The organism is Pseudomonas sp. MWU16-30316, from assembly GCF_020515645.1.
Taxonomy (GTDB): Bacteria; Pseudomonadota; Gammaproteobacteria; order Pseudomonadales; family Pseudomonadaceae; genus Aquipseudomonas; species Aquipseudomonas cerasi.
Genome location: NZ_JAIZAZ010000001.1, coordinates 305,680 through 327,013, shown reverse-complemented (window position 1 = coordinate 327,013; position 21,334 = coordinate 305,680). Strand labels below are relative to the sequence as shown.

Genomic DNA, 21,334 nt, shown 5'->3' with positions numbered 1-21,334 from the left:
CAGCGGCCGTGGGAGCGAGCTTGCTCGCGAAGAGGCCAGTAAATCCCCTGAAAATGGGGCGTCTGGGCCATCGTATTCGTGAGCAAGCTCACTCCCACAGGGCTCTTGGACGCTCCGCGTCCGGTTTTGAGTGTGCAGTGCGGCGCAGATTTGTGACGCAAAGCGTCACTGAAGGCATTCCCACGCTGGAGCGTGAGGAACGATACTCTCAACTATCGTGCGATGCTTAATACACATCCCGCCGATAACGCCCTTCCTCGATCAATTCGCTGATCGCCTGCTCGCCCAGCACCTCGTTCAACACCTGATCCACGCCCGCCGCCATACCCCGCAAGCTGCCACAGATGTAAATCGCAGCCCCTTCGTCGAGCCATAGACGCAGTTCATCGGCCGCCTCGCGCAAGCGATCCTGCACGTAGATTTTCTCTGCCTGATCGCGGGAAAAAGCCAGGTCCAGGCGCGTCAGAAGACCAGCCTCCAGCCAGCCCTGCAGTTCAGCGCCGCAATGAAAGTCATGCGCCCGGTTACGTTCGCCAAACAACAACCAGTTGCGCACCTGCCCTTGAGCGATACGCGCCTTGAGCAGGCTGCGTAAACCGGCCAGCCCCGTACCATTGCCCAACAGGATCAGCGGGACAGGTTCGACAGGCAGATGAAAGCTGCTGTTACGGCGCAAACGCAGGCTGACGGCACCGCCCACGGCACAATGTTCGGTAAGCCACCCCGAACCCAGCCCCAGGCTACCGTCGGCATGCACTTCCTGACGCACGATGAGTTGCAGAATGCCGTCCTGCGCAATCGAGGCAATCGAGTATTCACGTACGGAGACCGGCACCAGCGCATCGATTAACGCTTGCGCATGCAGCCCCACCAGATGTGAACGGTTCTGCGGTAACTGGCGGCTTTCCAGCGCCTGCGCGAGCGGTTCCTGCAAGCCATCCACGCTGACCGATGCGCCCGGATCGACACCCAGCCCGGCGAGAAACGGCTCGATGACCTGCAGTGTGTGGCGCGGCATCACCTCGACCAGATCCCCCGCCTGCCAATGCGCAAGGGCTGGCGGCGTCAGGTCCAGCAGATAGACCTCCGAACCACTGCTGCCAGCGTTTAAAAGCACGCGCCGGGCCAGCGTCCAGTTCTCGAAAACCGGTGTCTGCCAGTGCGCTGCCGGCACGGAGCCAGTCAACTGCCCCAATTGCTGCTGCCAGTGTTGCAGGGCCACAGGATCGGCGCTGTCCACTTCAACAGGCGGAAACACGCTGCGCCCGCCCTGCTCGGTCAACCAGTCATGCAAACGATGGGCAAAGCCGCAAAAATGCGGATACTGCCGGTCGCCGAGCGCCAGAACGGCGTAATCGAGCTGGTTCAGTGAAAGCGGACTACCCAGCAGATTGCGCTCAAAACGTCGGGCACTGTCCGGTGCCTCTCCGTCACCAAAGGTACTGACCACGAACAAGGCATTGCGGCTTCGGCATAGCTCTTCTTCGCTCAGATCGCCCAGTTGCTTCACGCGCACCGACAATCCTGAAGCCTGCAACTGGCCAGCGGTCTGCCAGGCCAATTGCTCGGAGAAACCGCTTTGACTGGCGAAACAGACGAGCCAGGATGCGTCATCGTCGTGGTCATCACCCTGAACCTCGCCGCGTGCACGCTCGATATCACGCTTCTTGCGACGTCGATCCAGGTACAGCAACCAGCCAGTAATGAAGAACAGCGGCATCAGCAACGATGCGCCGGTCATGATGATTCGACCGACGAGCCCGAAGTAGCTGCCGACGTGCAGCGCATAATTGCTGGCCAGCAATTGCGCACCGAAACTGCGCTCGGCATAGCGTACAACCGAGCTGACCTGACCATTGGCCGGATCAAGGGTGATGGTGTTCAGCGCGCGCGGGTGCGGTGAATCCTTGAGCAGGTAAAACACCGTGGCAGGCTGACCGCCGGCAGCAGGCAGGCGCAGGTTGTAAGCGCGCAAGTCCGGCCCGGCAGCCTTCTGGATACTGTCCCAGACCGCCACGTAATCGACCACCAAGGGCGATCTTCCAGCAGCCTTGGCTGGCGCAGCGACGTCTTCGTTGAGCGGCGAATCCCCGATCAGTTTATTCAGACCGTTGCTCACCCAGTCATACGACCAAGTGAGTCCCGTGAGGGCGAACAACAGGTAGAACAACAGGCACCAAGTGCCGAAGACCGAATGCAGGTCCCAATTGAAACTTCGGCCTTTCTTTGCCCAGTCAACCGTCAGCCAGACCCGCCAGTTCCGCACTGCGCGAGGCCAGCGCAGGTAAAGCCCGGACAGGCAAAAGAACACCAGAATCAGCGTACACGCCGCCGTAACCTGCTTGCCCGCCTCGCCCATGGCCAGATAACGGTGCAGCTTCAGGACAAAGTCGAAAAAACCCTCCCCTACTGCATTGCCTTTAAGCTCGCCGGTGTAGGGGTCAAAATTGCGTTTGGGGCCTCGACGCTCACCTGCTTTGGGCGTGAAAAACACCTGAGCGACACGGTTGCCAGTGGTTTCGACACGCAGAATAGCGACCGTCAGGCCGGTCGCGGCCTCCAGCCTGCGCACCAGTTCAACGGGTGGCAGCGTGGCACCACGCGACTCGACCAACAGCACATTCGGGTTCAGCGCGTCGAGAATTTCGTCCTCGAACGAATACAGCGCACCGGTCATCCCCATTAGGGTCAACACCAGACCTGCCGTGATCCCGAAGAACCAGTGCAACTGAAACAGGACTTTCTTCAGCACGCTCGCCACTCTCACTCATATTTCGCGGCGCAATTAATGCACTGACGGCCATGGCCTGTCTATCTGTAACGTGTCTTTTGCATGTTTCAACGCTTCGAGCAATTTGCTCATCTCGCGAACGTAATCGGTCTTGCAAAACTCGACCGAGGCAAGGGCCGAGAGCTGGTCACGCTTGCCCACTTCGACGTCCAGCGCTGCACGCTTTTCGTCAACCGCTGCCTGCAGTTCGGTCAACTGCGTTCGCTGCTTTTCCCTCAAGCCTACCAACTGATCCTGGAACGTATCGGGTTTCGGCAAAAAAACGCTGCACTCATCGTACGGATCAGCGCCTCAAGGCTTATATAACTATTTTTTTACGGGCAAAAAAAAGCCCACTTTCATGGGCTTTTTCTGACGCAGGTAATTTACAGGTAGAACGACTTCAATGGCGGGAAGCCATTGAATTCTACTGCGCTGTAGCTGGTGGTGTAGGCACCGGTGGACAACCAGTACATACGGTCACCGATGGCCAGGTTGAGTGGCAGACCGTACTTGTAGTTTTCGTACATGATGTCGGCGCTGTCGCAGGTAGGGCCGGCGATAACCACTTCTTCCATTTCGCCTTTTTTCTCGGTCCAAATCGGAAACTTGATGGCTTCGTCCATGGTTTCGATCAGACCGGAGAACTTGCCCACGTCGGTGTATACCCAACGCTCGACCGCAGTACGCGACTTACGGGCGACCAATACCACTTCGCTGACCAGAATACCGGCGTTGGAGATCAGCGAACGGCCTGGCTCCAGAATGATTTCCGGCAGGTCATCACCGAAGTCTTCCTTCAGGAAGCGGATGATCTCTTCAGCGTAGGTTTCGAGGCTGTTGGTGCGGGTGATGTAGTTAGCCGGGAAGCCGCCACCCATGTTGATCAGCTTGAGAACGATGCCGTCTTCTTCTTTCAGACGCTCGAAGATCACTTTGACCTTGGCAATGGCAGCATCCCAGACGCTGATGTCGCGCTGCTGCGAGCCGACGTGGAAGGAGATGCCGTAAGGCACCAGACCCAGGTCGCGGGCAAGAATCAGCAGGTCCATGGCCATGTCGGTCTGGCAGCCGAATTTGCGCGACAGAGGCCAGTCGGCAGTGGTCGAACCTTCGGTCAGAATGCGCACATAGACTTTCGCGCCCGGTGCAGCCTTGGCAATGTTACGCAGGTCGGCTTCGGAGTCGGTCGCAAACAAACGCACGCCCTTCTCGTAGAAGTAGCGAATGTCCTTGGATTTCTTGATGGTGTTGCCGTAGCTCATGCGCTCCGGACCGACACCACAGCTCAGGACCTTGTCCAGCTCGTAGATCGACGCAATGTCGAAGCTCGAACCCTTTTCCTTGAGCAGATTGATGACTTCAACGGCAGGGTTGGCCTTGACCGCATAATAAACCTTGGCGAATTCGAAGCCCGCACGCAGGTCGTCATATGCCTTGCTGATGATGTCAGTATCAATGACCACGAACGGGGTTTCTTGCTTGTCAGCGAACGCCTTCATTTTCTTGAAGGTTTCGGCTGAGTAGTAGTCTTCGACATTGATCGGCATGCTGCTGGAACTCCTATTGGCAAACGGTATTGGTCAATGGGTACAAATGAACGCCCTCCGTATCCCCACTTTGGTTCGCCTACTTCCCAAGGCATGTCGCCGAAAGCAAAAAGGCCCTGAAGGGCTGCCTTCCTGGCCTTGCTGTCTCGTCGTCAGTACTTGAGCCGGATGGATCGTTTCCAGCATGGACGTTCGGCGCGAACTTTAGGACCTGAGGGGCCGGATATCAACAAAAAATGTCGCGTTTTTGCACAGGGCTCTTGAGTTGCCTTCCCAAGGACCTGTTTAACCGACCTGCATGACAGGCAGATGTTCCCCACCTCCGTCGCCAATGCCTTTTCGCAGCACGCTGGGCATCACCTTATTCACCGGCACGCAAAGCAAATCAGCCTGTCAGTTCTGTCAGTAGACGGATGCAGGGGTTGCGCGCTCAATAAACAGCTCAGACCGCCTTTTCAGGTAACGATCATGGATGACCGACACCTTCACGCCGCAAGCTCCGTTGCGCCCAGTGCAGTTCAAGCCCGGTGGCAAGCCTTCGGCTTCGGATCTGCCGAAAGTCATCGCCAACGTCACGCCCGTACCAGGACACACACCGACTTTCAGCCGACTAATATTTATGTAACGAAAGGCGATCGGCTGGAAATCACAGCAACCAGTCTGTACATGAATCTGGTGTCTGCAGTGATCGGGGTGCCAGAACTGGATACCCCCACCTCGTACCCGCTGAACCGTGGCATGAACGTTCTTGTCGCTACCAACACAGGCCTGCTGGGCTTCACCAACCTGGACCCCCTTGGCCACGTGGTTCTGGACATAACAGGACAGTACAACCATGTGCCGTTTTTCAGAATGGATATGACCAATCTGGAATGGGAACAGCAAATGGCGCACTACAGCGAAGCGCCTGTCGTGCTGCTTACCAGCCCGAGGGCTATTGTCGTGGTGCGCTATCAGAGCGCACAGCTCTACCTGACCGATCCCGTAAAGCTGATGGGCAATTTCGATGGTGCCATTAGCGCGCAGGATGGTATTTCAGGCCTGATCGACTACGGCACGATGGAATGGGCGCTTGATCCCAGTAAACATTTCTACGTGGAAGCGGACCGGCTTTACATGTTTGCCACAAACGGTCATATGGGGTTTAACGGATCGGCTGCGCTGGCGCGTTTATTGTCGACCGCCCCTGAAGATGGTTGGGGCCCTTGGCACGAAAGCGGCCATCAACGACAACTCAGCCCTATGACATGGGGCACCGGCACCGGAATGACAGAGGTCACGGTCAATCTCTACTCGATGGCCGCCCAAGAGTTTTTCCTTGGCCGTGCTACAGGCGCCGACTCCAGTTACGCCCCCGTGAAAGAGTACCTGGCCAGTAGCCTGCGAGCGTACGACAACATCAAGGAGGCCGGACACAAGCTTGTCATGCTCTGGCAATTGCGTCTTAGCTTCGGTACTTCGTTCTACCCGCAATTGCACCAGCGCTATCGGCTCATGCACAACCCGCCCACCGTCAGCGACGATAAAGCGCAGCGCTTCATCGTCGAAACCTCGCTGCTGAGCCACCTCAACCTGGCGGAATTCTTTGATCGCTGGGGGTTGTACCCAACCCCTGAAACCCTCAACCAGATCGCCGACCTGCCCGCATTGACGCGGGCCATTTGGGAAAATGACGCTGAGACGACGATCCCAATCGATCTGCCGTTGCTCACTTACACCCCGCCGCTTGCCCATATCCTGTCCAGCGTGCACGCTACCTTTCAAGACCGGATAAAGTTTACCGTTGCCAAGCAATGGTACACGCCATACCGTTACGAAATAACGCTCAACGGCACGTTAGTGGCGTGGGCAGACAACGGCGAACACGTGGGTTGTGAAGCCCGTATCGAGGAAGGCATCGCCTACGTTGAAGCCAGCACTCCCCTCTCCGAAGGGGATGAGGCGTCAGTCAAGGTGTTTGCTGGAGGCAAGCCATACACTGTGGCCAGCACCGCATCACGACCCATCCTGCTGTTCAATATCAAGGCCATGTTTACCGATGACCGTTGTGCTGAACTGAGGCCCGGCATTACCCAGCCAAGGCTTGACGTTCTTTTCTTCAATCTGGAGAAAGAAAAGACCGATGAACTGCACGGCCGACTATTGAACCGTGCACAACGGTTGCTCCTGCAAAAAACCATAAGAAGCGTGATCGTCAGCGCAGGACTTGTCCAAGTGACGTTCGAGGGTGAGGCTTTCAAGAATTATGATTACACGATCGTCTTCGGAGCCCCTCCTTATGCAACGCTTGAGAAGGGCTACCCCAACGGCTCAGGACTTATTGACAACACCTGGATACGCCTCGGCGGCGTAGGCCATCAAGAGGTGACCATCACGGCAATTGCAGGCATAGGGAAACCCTATACCCTGTTCTCCGGCAATGTCGAACAGGCAAAAATCGCCCTGCCCATCCGCTAGCTCTTCACCGACTCAACGATGACCCAACTGGTAGCAGGTGTCGATCAGGCAAGCGTTGATGCCCTGTACATGACCGTCAATGGCAACCCTCTCATCAGCGTGACAAACCGGGCGTCTTACCGTTCTTATCTGGCCATTGCCCAGAGTATGTTGTTGCGACTGACAGTCACGAAGGTCGTCAGAACAGATGACCTGCTGGAGGTCTATTTCGAGGGAGACACGTTTAAAAAGCTTAACTACAAGCTTTTGGTCAATGACCTCTATGCCTCCGAGATCACCCAAGGCAAAGCCTACTATTCAAGTGTGTCCAACCAGGTCTGGACCAGCAGCAAGAAGTTCGAGGGTAATGACCACTGTAAAGTGAACGTCGAGTATCAGGGGGGCGTGACAACGTTGTATGAGAGCGACGCTGCAGACGCAATGACTGCGTCTGCCTTGCAGAAAAACAACGTTACTCAATGTGGAATGGAGAATTTCCAAGTGTGAACATTGCCGCCAGCCATGATGCTGGCGGCAATACATCCGGTCAGGAAGCCACTTGCTCGGCTGGCGAGACAATACTGGTCTTCATGCCACGCGAACGGCCGGAGCTCAGATAAGCCGCAATGGACTCTTGCGTCACTTCACCCAGGAACACGTTCTCGGCGTCCAGCACCGGCAGCCAGGCGCGGTTGAACTCGTACATGCGCGACAGCAGGATGCGCAAGTGCTCGTCGTAAGCGGCGGTGGCGTTGAATTCACGCAGGAACTGCGCGCACGTGCCCTGCTGACGGTGCAGGTCACGACGACGTACATAGCCCATCGCCTTGTTCTCGCTGTCGGTGACCACGATATAGCGACGGTCGTTTTCGTCCATCACTTCCAGCGCATCGGCCACCGGGGTTTCCGGGCTGACCGATGGCGCGTTGTCGGCGGCGTCTTCGGCCTTGACCAACAGCAGACGCTTGAGGGTGCTGTCCTGGCCGACGAAGCTGCTGACGAAGTCGTCGGCCGGATGCGCGAGCAAGGTGTCCGGGTGATCGATCTGCAGCAGTTTGCCACCACGGAAGATCGCGATCTTGTCGCCCAGCTTGATGGCTTCATCAATGTCGTGGCTGACCATGATCACGGTCTTGTTCAGCGCGCGCTGCATCTCGAAGAACTCGTTCTGAATCATCTCGCGGTTGATCGGGTCGACCGCACCGAACGGTTCGTCCATCAACAGCAAGGGGGCGTCGGCTGCCAGGGCACGGATCACACCGATACGCTGTTGCTGACCACCGGACAGTTCACGCGGGTAGCGATGCAGGTACTGTTTGGGCTCCAGCTTGATCATGCTCATCAATTCACGAGCACGGTCATGGCAACGCTGCTTGTCCCAGCCGAGCAGCTTGGGCACGACCACGATGTTTTCTTCGATGGTCATGTTCGGGAACAGACCGATTTGCTGAATCACGTAGCCGATGTTGCGACGCAGGGTCACTTCGTCCAGATCAGTGGTGTCTTCGCCATTGATCAGCACTTTGCCGGAGGTCGGCATGATCAGGCGGTTGATCATTTTCAACGTGGTGCTTTTGCCGCAGCCCGAGGGGCCGAGGAAGACGCAGATTTCGCCTTCGTTGACCGTGAGGCTGACCGAATCGACAGCCTTCACTTCTTTGCCGTTGCTCTGGAAAGTCTTGGAGAGGTTCTGGAGTTCGATCATTTCAGTAATCCTTTTGGAGTCAGCGTGCGTTGCAGCCATTGCAGGAGAAGGTCGGCGATGATGGCCAGAATGCTGACCAGTACCGCGCCGACGATCAGCATCGACATATCGCTGCGGCTGATAGAAGCAAGAATGAGTACACCCAGACCACCGGCACCGATGGTCGCGGCAATGGTCATGACACCGATATTCATCACCACGGCGGTGCGTACACCGGCGAGGATCACAGGCACGGCGATGGGCAGCTCGACCATGCGCAGACGCTGGCCGAAGGTCATGCCGATGCCTTTGGCGGCCTCGCGGATACCCGGTTCTACGCCAGTCAGCGCCAGGTAGGTGTTACGCATGATCGGCAGCAGCGAATAGAGAAACACTGCGGTAATAGCCGGCATCGGGCCAAGGCCCTGGCCGAATTTGGAGTAGAACGGCAGCAACAGGCCGAACAGGGCAATCGACGGCACGGTCAGCAATACCGTGGCGCTGGCCTGCAACGGGCCCGCCAGAGCCGGAAAACGTGTCATCAGCACGCCCAGTGGCACGCCGACGACAATCGCCAGGGTCACGGCGATGCCCACCAGCGTAATGTGCTGCCAGGTCAGTTGCAGAACCTGTGCCCAGTCCAGATGGGAGAAGGCGCTCAAGAAACTCATATCGTCTCCTTCCTTAATTCAATGGGTGCTGGCGCAGAAAGTCTGCAGCAACCGTGGAGGGGCTTTCATGGCCGACGTCGACGCGCGCGTTGAGGTCGATCATGGTCTGGTTGTCCAGCAGGTCAGCCAGCGGCTTGAGCAGCGTGGCGATGTCCGGATGCTTGTCCAGATATTCCTGACGGATCACCGGCGCTGCGGTGTAGTCAGGGAAGTAGTGCTTGTCGTCTTCCAGCACTTTCAGCTTGAACGCATTCAGACGACCGTCGGTTGTGTACACCAGACCGGCGAAAACCTGACCGTTGCGCAACGCGGTGTAGACCAGCCCGGCGTCCATCTGCCGGGTGTTTTCACGACCGAGGTTCATGTCGTAGTGCTTGACCATGCCGATCAGGCCGTCGGAACGGTTGGCAAACTCGGTGTCCAGCGCTACGACATGACCCTCTTTGGCTTCGTCCTTGAGCACTTTGGTCAGGTCGGTCATGGTGTTGATCTGCGGGTACTTGTCAGCCACTTTCTGCGGCAGTGCCAACGCGTAGGTGTTGTTGAACTTCGACGGTGAAAGCCAGACCAGGCCTTTCTTCGCATCCACTTCCTTGACCCGCGCATAGGTCTGGGCGCTGTCGAGTTTTTCGTCGATGTGGTTGTAGGCCACCAGCGACACACCGGTGTATTCCCACAGCAGATCCAGCTGACCGCTCTCCTGAGCGCTGCGCGCCAGGTTGCTGCCAAGGCCGCCGGTAATCTGGACGTCGTAGTTCTTGGTCCGCAGGTATTGCGCGGTCAGTTCGGCAAGCATGGTCTGTTCGGTGAACACTCGTGCGCCGATACGTAGCAGCGGCTTTTCCGCAGCCTGGGCAAGTGCCGGAAACAGCAAGGCAAAGCCTAAAAACAAGCATATTCTTTTCATGAGAATTCCTTCGCTCAGCGAGCCAGTCCGCGTTCCAGCCAAAGACGACTGGCCAGTGTCACCAGACCATCGAGCAGCAGCGCCAGCAGAGCGGTACACGCTGCACCCAGCACCAGTTGCGGCTGGTTGTTCAACGCAATGCCCGGGAAAATCAGGCTGCCAAGGCTGTTGGCGCCGATGAGAAACGCCAGTGGCGCGGTCCCGACATTGATCGCCAGCGCGACACGCACACCGCCGACAATGATCGGCACGGCGTTGGGCAGCTCGACACGCCACAGCACCTGACGCGGAGTCATGCCAATACCGACGGCAGCTTCCTTGAGTGAACCCTGGACGTTTTTCAGGCCTTCGTAGGTATTACGCACGATAGGCAACAGAGAGGCGAGGAACAGCGCGAAGATCGCCGGCCCGCTGCCGATCCCGAGAATTCCGAGGGCAATGGCCAGAACGGCGAGAGGAGGAACGGTGTTGCCAATGTTGAAGATCTGCATGAAGCGTTCAGCGCGGCCAACCATGCTCGGTCGGCTGAGGGCAATGCCTGCAGGGATGCCGACCACCAGGGCCGCCAACATTGAAACCAGAACCAGAATCAGGTGAGCCTGAAGGTAGAACAGCAGGTCATCCTGGTATTGCTTGATAGTACTGATGCCGATCCAGTGGATCAGCAGGGCCAGGAGTGCGATCGCAACCGCACCTCCCAATAGCCCCTTGCCATAGCGATTTGCCACAGGCGGACTCCTTATTTCAGTCGGCGAACGCGTTGACCTGGACGTCCGGAAAGGACGCCGGCAATAACGTTCGCGAAGAGCAGCGGGTGGGTCGCCGGTAAGGGTTTAACCTCGGCGAAAACACAAGCCATAAGCGCAGCTTCGTCAAACCAACATGCTGATGAATCAGCCCCTTGCGTTGGCTTCGTTGCGAGCCTTGACGGGGGAGTGGACGTCTCCACGACCTGAAAGGTTCCCACACGAGACATTATCTGGCCATCGTTTATTGTCTGAACGGTTCGGTTATTGCCGCGAGTTGAGCTATAATCTGCGCCCTTTTTCAATCCCATCCCAGGCGATTTCCCATGACCCAACAGGCCGCCGAAGTCGCGAAACGCCGCACTTTCGCCATTATTTCCCACCCGGATGCGGGTAAAACCACCATCACGGAAAAACTCCTGCTGATGGGCAAGGCCATTTCCGTCGCCGGTACGGTCAAGTCGCGTAAATCCGACCGTCACGCCACCTCCGACTGGATGGAAATGGAGAAACAGCGTGGTATCTCCATTACCACGTCCGTGATGCAGTTTCCGTATCGCGACCACATGATCAACCTGCTCGACACCCCGGGCCACGAAGACTTCTCCGAAGACACCTATCGCACCCTGACGGCAGTCGACTCGGCCTTGATGGTCCTCGACGGCGGTAAAGGCGTCGAGCCACGCACCATCGCGCTGATGGATGTCTGCCGTCTGCGCGACACGCCTATCGTCAGCTTCATCAACAAGCTCGACCGCGATATCCGCGACCCGATCGAGCTGCTCGATGAAATCGAAGCGGTCCTCAAGATCAAGGCGGCACCGATCACCTGGCCGATCGGTTGCTACCGGGACTTCAAGGGTGTCTACCACCTGGCCGACGACTACATCATTGTCTACACCGCAGGTCACGGCCACGAGCGCACCGAAACCAAAATCATCGAGAAGCTCGATTCGGACGAAGCCCGCGCTCACCTGGGCGATGAATACGAGCGCTTCGTCGAGCAACTGGAGTTGGTGCAGGGTGCCTGCCACGAATTCAACCAGCAGGAATTCATCGACGGTCAGCTGACCCCGGTGTTCTTCGGCACCGCACTGGGCAACTTCGGCGTCGATCATGTACTCGATGCCGTGGTGAACTGGGCGCCCAAGCCGCTGGCACGTGTGGCCAACGAGCGCACCGTCGAGCCGGCGGAAGAGAAATTCAGCGGTTTCGTGTTCAAGATCCAGGCGAACATGGACCCCAAGCACCGCGACCGCATCGCCTTCATGCGGATCTGCTCGGGCCGTTACGACAAGGGCATGAAAATGCGCCATGTGCGTCTGGGCAAGGACGTACGGATCGGCGACGCGCTGACGTTCTTCTCGTCGGAACGCGAGCAGCTGGAAGAAGCCTATGCCGGTGACATCATCGGTTTGCACAACCACGGCACCATCCAGATCGGCGACACCTTCACCGAAGGCGAAGCGCTGGGCTTCACCGGTATTCCGCACTTCGCGCCCGAGCTGTTCCGTCGCGTACGCCTGAAGGACCCGCTCAAGTCCAAGCAATTGCGTCAGGGCCTGCAACAGCTGGCCGAAGAAGGCGCCACGCAGGTGTTCTTCCCGCAGCGCAGCAACGACATCATCCTCGGCGCCGTCGGTGTGCTGCAGTTCGATGTGGTCGCCAGCCGTCTGAAGGAAGAATACAAGGTCGAATGCGCCTACGAGCCGATCACTGTGTGGTCTGCCCGCTGGATCGACTGCGACGACAAGAAGAAGCTCGAAGAGTTTGAGAACAAGGCGGTGGAAAACCTGGCAATGGACGGCGGCGGTCACCTGACCTACCTCGCCCCTACCCGCGTGAACCTGGCGCTGATGGAAGAACGCTGGCCCGACGTGAAATTCCGCGCTACCCGCGAGCATCACTGACAGGCCGACGGTGTCGCTGTGTGACGCAGAGCGTCACGAACGGCATTCCCACGCTGGAGCGTGAGGAACGATAGTTCTCTAACTATCGTGCCAACGCTCTGCGTCGAGCGTGAGGAATGATAAGCGTCCGAGAGAACACCTATCGTGCCGATGCTCCGCGTCGGCATGCCGTTCTGGACGCTCCGCGTCCTCTCTCGACCGGCATTCGCTGATCTGGATCAACCATTCAGCGCAAAATGAGAATTAATCTCAATAGAGCCTTGCTATTATCCCGATAAGAATTATTCTCATCTAACTTGCACAGGAGATGAGACATGACTTATTTGATCGATGCATGGCTGGACAGACCCCACCCTTACTTGAGAATTCTCCACCGCGAGACGGGGGAAGTGTGTGCCGTACTGGAAGAGGAAGCGCTGGAGGAGTTACGCGATCAGGGCGATCTGGATGTGTGCAGTTTGAGTTCCAGCGAGCCATTGGTGCTCAAGGAACTGGTGAGAAACCTGTTTCTGTTCTGCTACGCGCGGGCGTTGCGCCCCATGAGTGAGTTGCACTGAGCATGAAGCATCAGCACAACTGCGTCGCTGAACGAATCGGCGCGATTCGTTCAGCGACTATCTGCAGCGACCGGGTCGCTTACAGAACGTCCAGCAGTTCCACATCAAACACCAGCACGCTGTGCGGTGCGATGCTGCCTACGCCCTGAGCGCCGTAAGCCAGCTCGCTCGGCACGTGCAGACGCCATTTGCTGCCGGCGTTCATCAGTTGCAGCGCCTCGGTCCAGCCGGCAATCACGCCGCTGACGGGAAATTCGGCCGGCTCGCCACGATCGTAGGAGCTGTCGAAGACGTTACCGTCGATCAACGTGCCGTGGTAGTGAACGCGTACCTGATCTTCACGGGTTGGCTTAGGGCCAGTGCCAGCGGTCACGACTTCGAATTGCAGACCCGAAGCCAGGGTGGTCACGCCTTCGCGCTTGGCGTTTTCAGCCATGTAGGCCTTGCCGGCGCCCGCAGCCTGCTCGGCTTTGGCGGCTGCTTCAGCCTGCATGATTTCGCGGATGACCTTGAAGCTGGCGGACATTTCTTCCTGACCAACACGGCTTGGCTGACCGCCGAACGCATCGCGCAGGCCTGCCACGATGGCTTCCAGATCGACACCCGGTGGCGGGTTGTCGCGCAACTGATCGCCCAACTGACGGCCAATGCCGTAGCTGACGCGGGTTTCGTCGGTGGACAGATTGACTTCGGACATGACACTGCTCCGTAGAGGGGCACGCAGTCGGTATCGCGCAAAACCTGAACGGCAATCACGCTATACGCTGATGCGCCCCGAACCAAAAGGCCGAGCAGCCTAGCACAATTGCCGCTACAGCCCCTACCGCAGCAGCAATACGCGGCTGGCGATCAGGACCAGGAGGAATGAAACGAGATCGGCAGGCGCATTTCAGAGCGGTCATTGACCGGCATGCCGCACAGCTCGTCATGGACCACACAATGGACCAGGTAAAAAGGCACCACCGGTATGTCCTTGAGCAAATCCCGCGCATGCTCCACCGAGCGAAGATGCAGGGTCTTGCCCGCTGGGTCCTTGAGCATCACCGAAGTGCCATTCATGCGCACATCCAGCAGATAGATGCCGCCTTCGATGGAGATCAGGTTCAGCTCATCGACCCGCCCGGCCTGGGCGTGGTCGATAAATTCCTGATAATTCATGATCGAACCTCCTGCGCAAATGCCTGATGCATCGGAACGGACGTTTTACAACACACAGCGCCGACATGCCAGAAACGATAACGCCCGCCCCTTTCATCGCGCGTCGCCTTAGTGCTTGGTGACCTTGTCCAGATAGCCCATCGCAAACGCCGATATCACGAACGTCATGTGGATAATCACGTACCACATCAGGTATTCGGGCTTGATGTTGGTGGCATCCATGAACACCCGCAACAGGTGGATGGAGGAAATCGCGACAATGGATGCTGCAACTTTCATCTTCAACGAAGACGAATCCATAGTGCCCAGCCAGTTGAGCTTTTCCTTGTCCTCGTCGATGTCCAGCTGCGACACGAAATTCTCGTAGCCGGAGATCATCACCATCACCAGCAAGCCACCGACCAGCGCCATGTCGATCAACGACAGCAGCACCAGAATCAGGTCAGCTTCGGCCAGCGAGAAGATGTTGGGAATGACATGAAAGATTTCCTGGAAAAACTTCAGACACAACGCCAACAGGCCAAGGGAGAGGCCGAAATAGATCGGCGCCAGCAGCCAGCGCGATGCGTACATGGCATTTTCAAAAAAACGTTCCATTGATACTCGCAAGGTGTTTTGAAGGAGCGGGCGAGTATATCAGCGGTAATGCACCGCTCTGGCCGTGCGACAAAATATCGCACAGCGGCAGTTAGCGCACTTGAGGAACCGGATTGAAGGCTAGGCTCTGTACGAAAAGTCGGCGAGCGAAGGCCAAGCGAGCCTGTTTTTAACGAAGCATCACCGAGCGCAGACACTTTTCGTACAGAGCCTAGAACAGCGACGAGCTTTGACAGACCGTCCTGCCGCTATCGATACGACGCAGTTCGGCCTGAATGTGCAGCATCCAGATAGGTACGTCATCGGCACATTGATAACCATGCAACGACAGGCTTTCGAGAATGCTGGTCAGCACCGATTGCGCTGCGGGCAGGCCCTTGAAAGGCCCTTGGGTCTTGATTGCGGAAGGCTGTTCCTCGGCCATTCCGGCCGCGAAGAGCACCATCCATTGTCCGCTGTCATGAGGGAGGGGCCGGATGACGCACTCGATACGTGTCATCAGCCCCATGCATTCTCGGGTAAGGCAAAGGCTACGCTGCATGATGCGCTCCTGATCAGCAACACTATTCATCCTTCTCGTGAAACAGGATTTACGCCAATCTCTTTGGCCACTGCGATCACTTCAAGACTAGAAGAAAACCGCTCTGCGAGAAACTATCCCTGATGAACGGAGCACCGGGCGGCCCTCACCGCCCGGTTCCTGCGCTGTCAGACCTTGAGTTCAGGCTGCAACTGCGCAGGCTCCTTTTCCAGCTCTTCCTTGAGGTCTTCATCACTGAGCATCTCTGCGATATCGCGCAGACGCTCCACGACGCGTGCATTGACGCTGCCCTCAGGGAATTCGCCATGCTCGTCAGGCGCACCGGCAGGTTCGCCCACCAGCAGGCTCAGCGCCTCATCGGCCTGACGTACGGCATAGATGTGGAATTGCCCGGCACGAACAGCCTGCACCACGCGCTCGTCAAGCATCAGCGTGGTGACGTTGGCGTGCGGGATGATCGCGCCCTGCTCGCCAGTCAGCCCACGTGCTTCGCAGAGACGGAAGAAGCCCTCGATCTTTTCATTGACCCCGCCCACCGCCTGAACTTCACCAAACTGGTTGATGGAACCGGTAATCGCGAAGCACTGCTTGAGTGGCGTGCGTGACAGCGCCGAGATCAGCGTGCAGACCTCGCCAAGCGACGCACTGTCGCCATCCACGTAACCGTAGGACTGCTCGAGCGCGATACTTGCGGAAATCGCCAGCGGAAATTCCTGGGCATAACGGCTGCCAAGGTAGCCGGTGAGGATCATCACGCCCTTGGAGTGGATCGGCTGGCCAAGATTGACCTCGCGCTCGATGTCGACAATCCCGCTGCCGCCCGGGTACACCGTGGCGGAAATGCGCGCGGGCACGCCGAAGGCCGAGTCGCCGACCTCCAGCACCGTCAGGCCGTTGCATTTGCCGACGGCCGCGCCGTCAGTGTCGATCAGAATCACACCAGCCATCATGTCATCGAGAATCCGCGCCGAGACCCGCCCGGTACGGGTGGCCTTGGCCTTGAGCGCACGTTCGATATGCCCGGCGTCGGTCTTGTCGTCGTTGGCCAGCTGGCGGATGAAATCGGCCTCGCTGACCAATTGGAACAGGTCACCGATACGCGCCGACAAACGCCCTTGGTGCTCGGCCAAACGGGCGCTGTAAGTCGCCAGTCGTGCCACCGCATCGGCGGTCAGCGGCGCCATGCCCTCTTCCGAGGTCCGGGTCTTGAGTAGTTGAGCGAATTGCTCAAGCGTCTCGTCGACCATCGGAATCTCTTCGTCAAAGTCGACCAGCACCCGGAACATCTCCTGGAAGTCAGGATCGAGGTCTTGCAGGGTGTAATACAGCGAGCGGGAACCGATGATGATGATTTTGACATTCCACGGGATCACCTGCGGCGTCAGGCTTACGGTTGCAACGCGGCCGAGCTCGCCCAGCGGCGACTCCATCTTCAGCTTGCGCGATTGCAGGGTACGCTTGAGCGCATCCCAGACGAACGGCTCGCCCAGCATCTTCTCGGCTTCCAGAATCAGGAAACCGCCGTTGGCACGATGCAGCGCGCCGGGGCGCAGTTGCCGGTACGTGGTGTACAGCGCGCCCTGATCGGTGCTGTATTCGATGCGCCCGAACAGGTTGTCGTAGGTGGGGTGCTGTTCGAAAACCACCGGCGCACCGCCATCACGAGTATGCCCGACCACCAGACTCGGGCTGTATTGCTCTTCCAGCAGCTTGCGCGCCTGAGCGTCGGTCTTGGCGTCATCGACCAACTGCTCGACCAGAGTCTTGAGCAGGTAAACCTGCATGGCCTGCAGGTAGGCGCAGACCGCAGCGTTCTCGGCGTACTTTTCAGAAAGCGGTGCCAGCAAGGGCTGCAGGGTCAGGGTGATGGTCTCTTCATTCAACTGACGCAGCTGATTGTTGGACTCGCGCTTCCACTGCGGCAGGCTGGCCAGTTCTTCGTTGAGACGCTCCTCGAGCGCGGAGATATCTTCGTGGAAGCGCTCGCGATCCGCTTCGGGCAACTGGGAAAACTCGGCCTCATCCAGCGCCTTGCCATCGGCCATCGGCGTGAACGCGATGTTGGAGCTGTCGCGATACAGCGCGATGTCCTTTTCCAGCGACAGGCGCTCGATGACGTCCAGGGCGCGGTCATAGCGCTGATTGAACGCACGGTCGATCGAGCTTTTCTTCTGCTGATACGACGGGTGCTCGAAAACCGCCGGGAAGGTCACCAGCAGGTTGTCGATCAGGCCACCGATGTCGGCGGTGAACTCATGGGCAGTGCCAGGTGGCAGCTCCAGCGCCTTTGGCTCGCGGGGCTCGTCGAAGTTGTTGACGTAGACCCAGTCCGACGGCGTCTGCATCCGTTTGCCTTCGGCCTTGAGATAGCGTTTTACGAACGAAAAGCGCCCGGTGCCGGGCTCGCCCATGACAAACACGTTGTAACCGGGGCGCGGCATCGCAACGCCGAACTGCAGGGCCTCTACGGCTCTCTCCTGGCCAAGGACACCGCGAAAGGGTTCGAGCTCGTGGGTGGTCGCAAAGCTGAACTGCTCAGCGGAAAACGGACGGGTCAGCGCGTTGGGCGCCAGGCGTAGGTTGGCTGCGACAGAATCGGGCATCAGTAATCCTTACATCAGGCGGGGCAGATGTCGGCATTCTGGCGCTCGCTGTGCACGACTTGCAAGGCAGGAAAGAGCCGAAAAGCATTTGCGTGTGTAGCGTCACCCGCCGCGTTCTGAAAAAAGCCGTTTTCAAGTAATAATCTGTAATCCCTCACGGAACCCTTGGAACCTGCCTAAACTCCAAACTGCACAGGTGGCTGCTGGCTAACCATCTGTCTTGATGTGACAACTCAAGAAACTCGACCCTTGGCTGAACTAAAAAGAGAAAAAGCTATGAAACGGATTCTTCTTGGAACGCTCTTCGCCGCTGTATCGATCAACGCTATGGCTCAAGCACCAGGCGGTCCTGACTGCGGTTGGGGCAACATGCTGTTTGAAGGCCAACGCGGTACTCCAGCTCACTTCCTCGCTTCGACCACCAACGGTACATCGGGTAACGCCACCTTCGGCATGACCTCCGGCACCAACGGCTGCTCGACCAACGGCGCGCTGACTTATGGCGGTAAATCCTGGCTTGCCATGAACGGCATGATGGATGAACTCTCCAAAGACATGGCCATGGGTCAGGGCGAAGCACTGACTACCTACGCTGTGGTACTGGGCGTTGCACCAGAAGACCGCGAGCACTTTGCCGCCGTCACTCACGAGCACTTCTCGCAAATCTTCAGCAAGGCCGACGCCACTGCCGAAGACGTTCACACCAACACCGTCAATGTTCTGAAAAACGATCCGACTCTGGCCAAGTACGCTACCCAGGCTTAAAGTCGTTCGCCCGCCCTTTCTTCGCAAAGGGCGGGATCCCCTTTTCTGACTAGTTGCCCTCTATGCTCAAACGTCTTGTATCGCTGGCGCTGTTCGTCTGTGCCCCCTTGTCTGCGGCACCTCATGCCAGCGCTGACCGTTTGCAGCAATTGGCCAATGAGCCGTTCTGGATTTCCCTGGGTCACTACGAAGCCGGCAAGCTCGGTGGCTGGCGCAGCTATGTCACAGACCCGAAATTCTTTCTCGCCGCCAACGGTGCACACGACCCGCAGGCAGAGCTGAGCGCGACACTCGACGCTATTTACGCACCGGTCAGCAACGAACAGACTCACGCCCAGTGCGTATACCCGGCACGCACCCGCTGGCTGCGTGACCAGTTGCACCTGACTGACCTGCCGACGCCGGACTGTAAGGAATTCAAGGCCTGGTACAAGGATGTGGCCCCGGACAGCACAGTGCTGATTTTCCCGGCCGCCTACCTCAACAGCCCCTCGTCGATGTTTGGCCATACGCTGCTGCGCATCGATCCGGCCAGCGCGAAAACCAATAACACCACCTTGCTGAGCTACGCGATCAACTTCGGTGCCTATATCGAAGGCATGGACAACAGCATTCTGTACGCGTGGAAAGGTCTGGCAGGCGGCTACCCGGGGTTGTTTGCGCTGGTGCCGTATCAGGAAAAACTGTCGGAATACCGCAGCCTGGAAAACCGTGACCTGTGGGAATACCGCCTGAACCTGACTGCGGAAGAAACCGGGCGCATGGTCGAGCATGTCTGGGAGCTGAAACAGATCCGTTTCAGTTATTTCTTCTTCGACGAAAACTGCTCCTACCGGCTGCTGGAATTGCTGCAGGTCGCCCGACCGGGCCTGAAGCTTACCGATCAGTTTGGCCTGACCGCGATCCCGACCGATACGGTCAAGGCGATCAAGGCCGCCGGGCTGGTGGAGAAGATCGACTATCGCCCGTCACGCGAACGCGAGTTGCTGAGCCGCGCCGAACCGCTCGATGCAGACGAGCAACAGTGGGTGTTGAAGGTCAGCGCCGATCAGAAACAACTGCACAACAGCGAGTACCTCGCGCAGCCCACAGAACGCCGCGCGTTGATTCAGGACGCTGCCTATCGTCTGGAGCGCTATCGCGCCAACGGTCTTGAGCGCGATACACAACGCTCGCAACGCAGCTTCGAGCTGTTGCAGGCGATCAATCAGAACCCGCCGCCACAGCTGGACATCCCGCGCCCCGGCCTGCCGGAAGAAGGCCATGAATCACGTACCTGGCAGTTGGGTGCGGGCACACGCGGTGACAAGACGTTCGCTGAATATGGTCTGCGCATGGCCTATCACGACCTGAACGACAATGCCTACGGTTTCCCGCTGGGTGCGCAGATCGAGATTCTTCAGCTCAAAGTGCGTCAATACGAAGGCAATGACTGGCAGGTGCAACAACTGGACCTGGCCACCATTCGCTCACTGACCCCGCGTACCGAGCTGCTGAAACCCTGGTCATGGCAAGTTACCGGGGGGCTGGAGCGGGTTCTCGGCAAGCACGGCGACGAAAACCTCGTCAGCCACGTCAACGGTGGTGGCGGCGGCACCTGGCAGCTGGCCGACGACATGCTCGGCTTTGCACTGGGCACCGTGCGAGTCGAGCACAATAACGATTTCGCCGAATTCATCTCTCCCGCCGCAGGCTTCAACACCGGCGTGCTGTGGCGCAACCCGCTGGGCAACCTGAGCCTGGAAGCCAAGGGCGACTATTTCACCAATGGCGAAGTACGCCGCAGCGTCAGCCTCAACCAGCAATGGGAGCTGTCGCGCAACCTTGGTCTGCGCCTGAGCGCCCAGCGCGAATTCAGCCAGATGAGCTCGCCGCAGAACGAAGTGATGCTCGAGGTGAAGTGGTATCACTACTGACCGGATCAGTATCAATGCCGGCAGTGTGCCTGGAAAAAACCGGCACACGGCTATTACACGTTCCCTACATCGCTTTTACGAATAACTCACAAATTACCTTCTAGACTCCTCTCATAAGCAGAGGGAATCACCATGAAGCGGTATTGGCTGTTGTTGTCGCTGGCCATCGTGCTGGCGGGTTGTCAGTCCACCCGTGACCAGATGCTGGCCGAGGGTTATCCGCCGGGTTTTGCAGACGGCTATCAGGACGGTTGCAGCAGCGGCAGGGACGCAGCAGGCGCCACTACCGGCCAATTTCGCAAAAACGTGCCCCGCTATCTGAAGGACAAGCTCTACGCCCAGGGCTGGACCGATGGCTTTCGTCAGTGCGAAACCTCGCAGGACAATCGCGACCGGCTCGACCCCGGCCAGGTCTTCAATGAGCGTGACCGTGCCTGGGAGCAGGAAAAAACCCGCAGCGCGGCCAAGGCCTATCGTCCCAACTGATCAGGCATCGGTGCAATCCGACGAAACCAATGATGTC

General features: G+C 58.1%; 17 protein-coding genes and 1 pseudogene. 7 read left to right on the top strand and 11 right to left on the bottom strand.

Translation table 11 applies throughout. From position 1 onward, the window contains the following. Positions 1 to 226: 226 nt before the first annotated feature. The gene (locus LCH65_RS01610; protein ID WP_058417091.1) at positions 227 to 2,749 is read right to left on the bottom strand and encodes a sulfite reductase flavoprotein subunit alpha; all 2,523 of its coding nucleotides are present in this window, start codon (positions 2,747 to 2,749) and stop codon (positions 227 to 229) included. Between the two features lie 84 nt (positions 2,750 to 2,833). Here LCH65_RS01610 and LCH65_RS01605 point away from each other — a divergent pair, with 84 nt between their 5' ends. Then, the gene (locus tag LCH65_RS01605) at positions 2,834 to 3,097 is read left to right on the top strand and encodes a hypothetical protein (RefSeq protein WP_226439078.1); all 264 of its coding nucleotides are present in this window, start codon (positions 2,834 to 2,836) and stop codon (positions 3,095 to 3,097) included. Between the two features lie 59 nt (positions 3,098 to 3,156). Here the strand turns inward: LCH65_RS01605 and LCH65_RS01600 are convergent, their stop codons facing one another. Beyond that, complete coding sequence (locus LCH65_RS01600) at positions 3,157 to 4,320, bottom strand: type III PLP-dependent enzyme (protein ID WP_003368674.1); 1,164 nt, start codon at positions 4,318 to 4,320, stop codon at positions 3,157 to 3,159. A gap of 468 nt (positions 4,321 to 4,788) precedes the next feature. On the opposite strand from LCH65_RS01600, the pseudogene LCH65_RS01595 reads away from it, so the two are divergent. Continuing rightward, a pseudogene (locus LCH65_RS01595) lies at positions 4,789 to 7,263 on the top strand (M60 family metallopeptidase). A gap of 40 nt (positions 7,264 to 7,303) precedes the next feature. On the opposite strand, the gene LCH65_RS01590 reads toward LCH65_RS01595, so the two are convergent. The 4 genes from LCH65_RS01590 to LCH65_RS01575 are packed head-to-tail and all read right to left on the bottom strand — an operon-like array spanning position 7,304 to position 10,746. After that, positions 7,304 to 8,461 (bottom strand): ABC transporter ATP-binding protein, encoded by a 1,158-nt coding sequence (locus LCH65_RS01590; RefSeq protein ID WP_003368676.1) that lies wholly within the window; start codon positions 8,459 to 8,461, stop codon positions 7,304 to 7,306. Further along, positions 8,458 to 9,111: an ABC transporter permease gene (locus LCH65_RS01585; RefSeq protein WP_003400010.1), complete on the bottom strand. Its 654-nt coding sequence runs from the start codon at positions 9,109 to 9,111 to the stop codon at positions 8,458 to 8,460. The genes LCH65_RS01590 and LCH65_RS01585 overlap by 4 nt, the downstream gene beginning before the upstream one ends. Positions 9,112 to 9,124: 13 nt before the next feature. Next, positions 9,125 to 10,018, bottom strand: a complete 894-nt coding sequence (locus LCH65_RS01580; protein WP_003431617.1) for a glycine betaine ABC transporter substrate-binding protein — start codon at positions 10,016 to 10,018, stop codon at positions 9,125 to 9,127. 14 nt (positions 10,019 to 10,032) lie between these two features. Further along, complete coding sequence (locus tag LCH65_RS01575; RefSeq protein ID WP_003368680.1) at positions 10,033 to 10,746, bottom strand: ABC transporter permease; 714 nt, start codon at positions 10,744 to 10,746, stop codon at positions 10,033 to 10,035. 344 nt (positions 10,747 to 11,090) lie between these two features. Between LCH65_RS01575 and LCH65_RS01570 the strand changes: the two genes are divergently transcribed. Further along, positions 11,091 to 12,674 carry a peptide chain release factor 3 gene (locus LCH65_RS01570; protein WP_003368681.1) on the top strand — a complete coding sequence of 528 codons (1,584 nt, stop codon included), beginning with the start codon at positions 11,091 to 11,093 and terminating at the stop codon, positions 12,672 to 12,674. A gap of 314 nt (positions 12,675 to 12,988) precedes the next feature. Next, complete coding sequence (locus LCH65_RS01565) at positions 12,989 to 13,231, top strand: hypothetical protein (protein WP_003368682.1); 243 nt, start codon at positions 12,989 to 12,991, stop codon at positions 13,229 to 13,231. A gap of 79 nt (positions 13,232 to 13,310) precedes the next feature. Here the strand turns inward: LCH65_RS01565 and LCH65_RS01560 are convergent, their stop codons facing one another. From LCH65_RS01560 to LCH65_RS01540, 5 genes are all read right to left on the bottom strand, one after another. Next, positions 13,311 to 13,928, bottom strand: coding sequence for an FKBP-type peptidyl-prolyl cis-trans isomerase (locus LCH65_RS01560; RefSeq protein ID WP_226439077.1), 618 nt, complete (start codon positions 13,926 to 13,928; stop codon positions 13,311 to 13,313). Between the two features lie 152 nt (positions 13,929 to 14,080). Then, positions 14,081 to 14,389 (bottom strand): DUF6482 family protein, encoded by a 309-nt coding sequence (locus LCH65_RS01555; RefSeq protein WP_003368683.1) that lies wholly within the window; start codon positions 14,387 to 14,389, stop codon positions 14,081 to 14,083. Positions 14,390 to 14,497: 108 nt separating this feature from the next. Continuing rightward, positions 14,498 to 14,986, bottom strand: coding sequence for a TIGR00645 family protein (locus LCH65_RS01550; RefSeq protein WP_003313787.1), 489 nt, complete (start codon positions 14,984 to 14,986; stop codon positions 14,498 to 14,500). A gap of 211 nt (positions 14,987 to 15,197) precedes the next feature. After that, a complete protein-coding gene (locus LCH65_RS01545) occupies positions 15,198 to 15,527 on the bottom strand; it encodes a hypothetical protein (protein ID WP_032609169.1) in 330 nt (109 codons plus the stop codon). Positions 15,528 to 15,694: 167 nt separating this feature from the next. Beyond that, positions 15,695 to 18,130, bottom strand: a complete 2,436-nt coding sequence (locus LCH65_RS01540) for an ATP-binding protein (protein ID WP_003368685.1) — start codon at positions 18,128 to 18,130, stop codon at positions 15,695 to 15,697. A 276-nt stretch (positions 18,131 to 18,406) separates the two neighbouring features. Here LCH65_RS01540 and LCH65_RS01535 point away from each other — a divergent pair, with 276 nt between their 5' ends. The 3 genes from LCH65_RS01535 to LCH65_RS01525 all read left to right on the top strand — a co-directional run bounded on the left by LCH65_RS01535 (position 18,407) and on the right by LCH65_RS01525 (position 21,297). Next, on the top strand, positions 18,407 to 18,895 hold the full coding sequence (locus tag LCH65_RS01535) for a DUF3015 domain-containing protein (RefSeq protein WP_002555221.1): 489 nt from the start codon (positions 18,407 to 18,409) through the stop codon (positions 18,893 to 18,895). 62 nt (positions 18,896 to 18,957) lie between these two features. Further along, positions 18,958 to 20,811 (top strand): DUF4105 domain-containing protein, encoded by a 1,854-nt coding sequence (locus LCH65_RS01530; RefSeq protein ID WP_226439076.1) that lies wholly within the window; start codon positions 18,958 to 18,960, stop codon positions 20,809 to 20,811. A gap of 132 nt (positions 20,812 to 20,943) precedes the next feature. Next, complete coding sequence (locus LCH65_RS01525; protein ID WP_003368687.1) at positions 20,944 to 21,297, top strand: lipoprotein; 354 nt, start codon at positions 20,944 to 20,946, stop codon at positions 21,295 to 21,297. Positions 21,298 to 21,334: the final 37 nt, after the last annotated feature.

Excerpts from the sequence above, each read along its gene's own strand:
- LCH65_RS01570 (WP_003368681.1), top strand. The coding sequence starts at position 11,091 with ATGACCCAACAGGCCGCCGAAGTCGCGAAACGCCGCACTTTCGCCATT.
- LCH65_RS01605 (WP_226439078.1), top strand. The coding sequence starts at position 2,834 with ATGTTTCAACGCTTCGAGCAATTTGCTCATCTCGCGAACGTAATCGGT.
- LCH65_RS01535 (WP_002555221.1), top strand. The coding sequence starts at position 18,407 with ATGAAACGGATTCTTCTTGGAACGCTCTTCGCCGCTGTATCGATCAAC.
- LCH65_RS01585 (WP_003400010.1), bottom strand. The coding sequence starts at position 9,111 with ATGAGTTTCTTGAGCGCCTTCTCCCATCTGGACTGGGCACAGGTTCTG.
- LCH65_RS01550 (WP_003313787.1), bottom strand. The coding sequence starts at position 14,986 with ATGGAACGTTTTTTTGAAAATGCCATGTACGCATCGCGCTGGCTGCTG.
- LCH65_RS01540 (WP_003368685.1), bottom strand. The coding sequence starts at position 18,130 with ATGCCCGATTCTGTCGCAGCCAACCTACGCCTGGCGCCCAACGCGCTG.
- LCH65_RS01555 (WP_003368683.1), bottom strand. The coding sequence starts at position 14,389 with ATGAATTATCAGGAATTTATCGACCACGCCCAGGCCGGGCGGGTCGAT.
- LCH65_RS01590 (WP_003368676.1), bottom strand. The coding sequence starts at position 8,461 with ATGATCGAACTCCAGAACCTCTCCAAGACTTTCCAGAGCAACGGCAAA.
- LCH65_RS01560 (WP_226439077.1), bottom strand. The coding sequence starts at position 13,928 with ATGTCCGAAGTCAATCTGTCCACCGACGAAACCCGCGTCAGCTACGGC.
- LCH65_RS01545 (WP_032609169.1), bottom strand. The coding sequence starts at position 15,527 with ATGCAGCGTAGCCTTTGCCTTACCCGAGAATGCATGGGGCTGATGACA.
- LCH65_RS01600 (WP_003368674.1), bottom strand. The coding sequence starts at position 4,320 with ATGCCGATCAATGTCGAAGACTACTACTCAGCCGAAACCTTCAAGAAA.
- LCH65_RS01565 (WP_003368682.1), top strand. The coding sequence starts at position 12,989 with ATGACTTATTTGATCGATGCATGGCTGGACAGACCCCACCCTTACTTG.
- LCH65_RS01580 (WP_003431617.1), bottom strand. The coding sequence starts at position 10,018 with ATGAAAAGAATATGCTTGTTTTTAGGCTTTGCCTTGCTGTTTCCGGCA.
- LCH65_RS01525 (WP_003368687.1), top strand. The coding sequence starts at position 20,944 with ATGAAGCGGTATTGGCTGTTGTTGTCGCTGGCCATCGTGCTGGCGGGT.
- LCH65_RS01530 (WP_226439076.1), top strand. The coding sequence starts at position 18,958 with ATGCTCAAACGTCTTGTATCGCTGGCGCTGTTCGTCTGTGCCCCCTTG.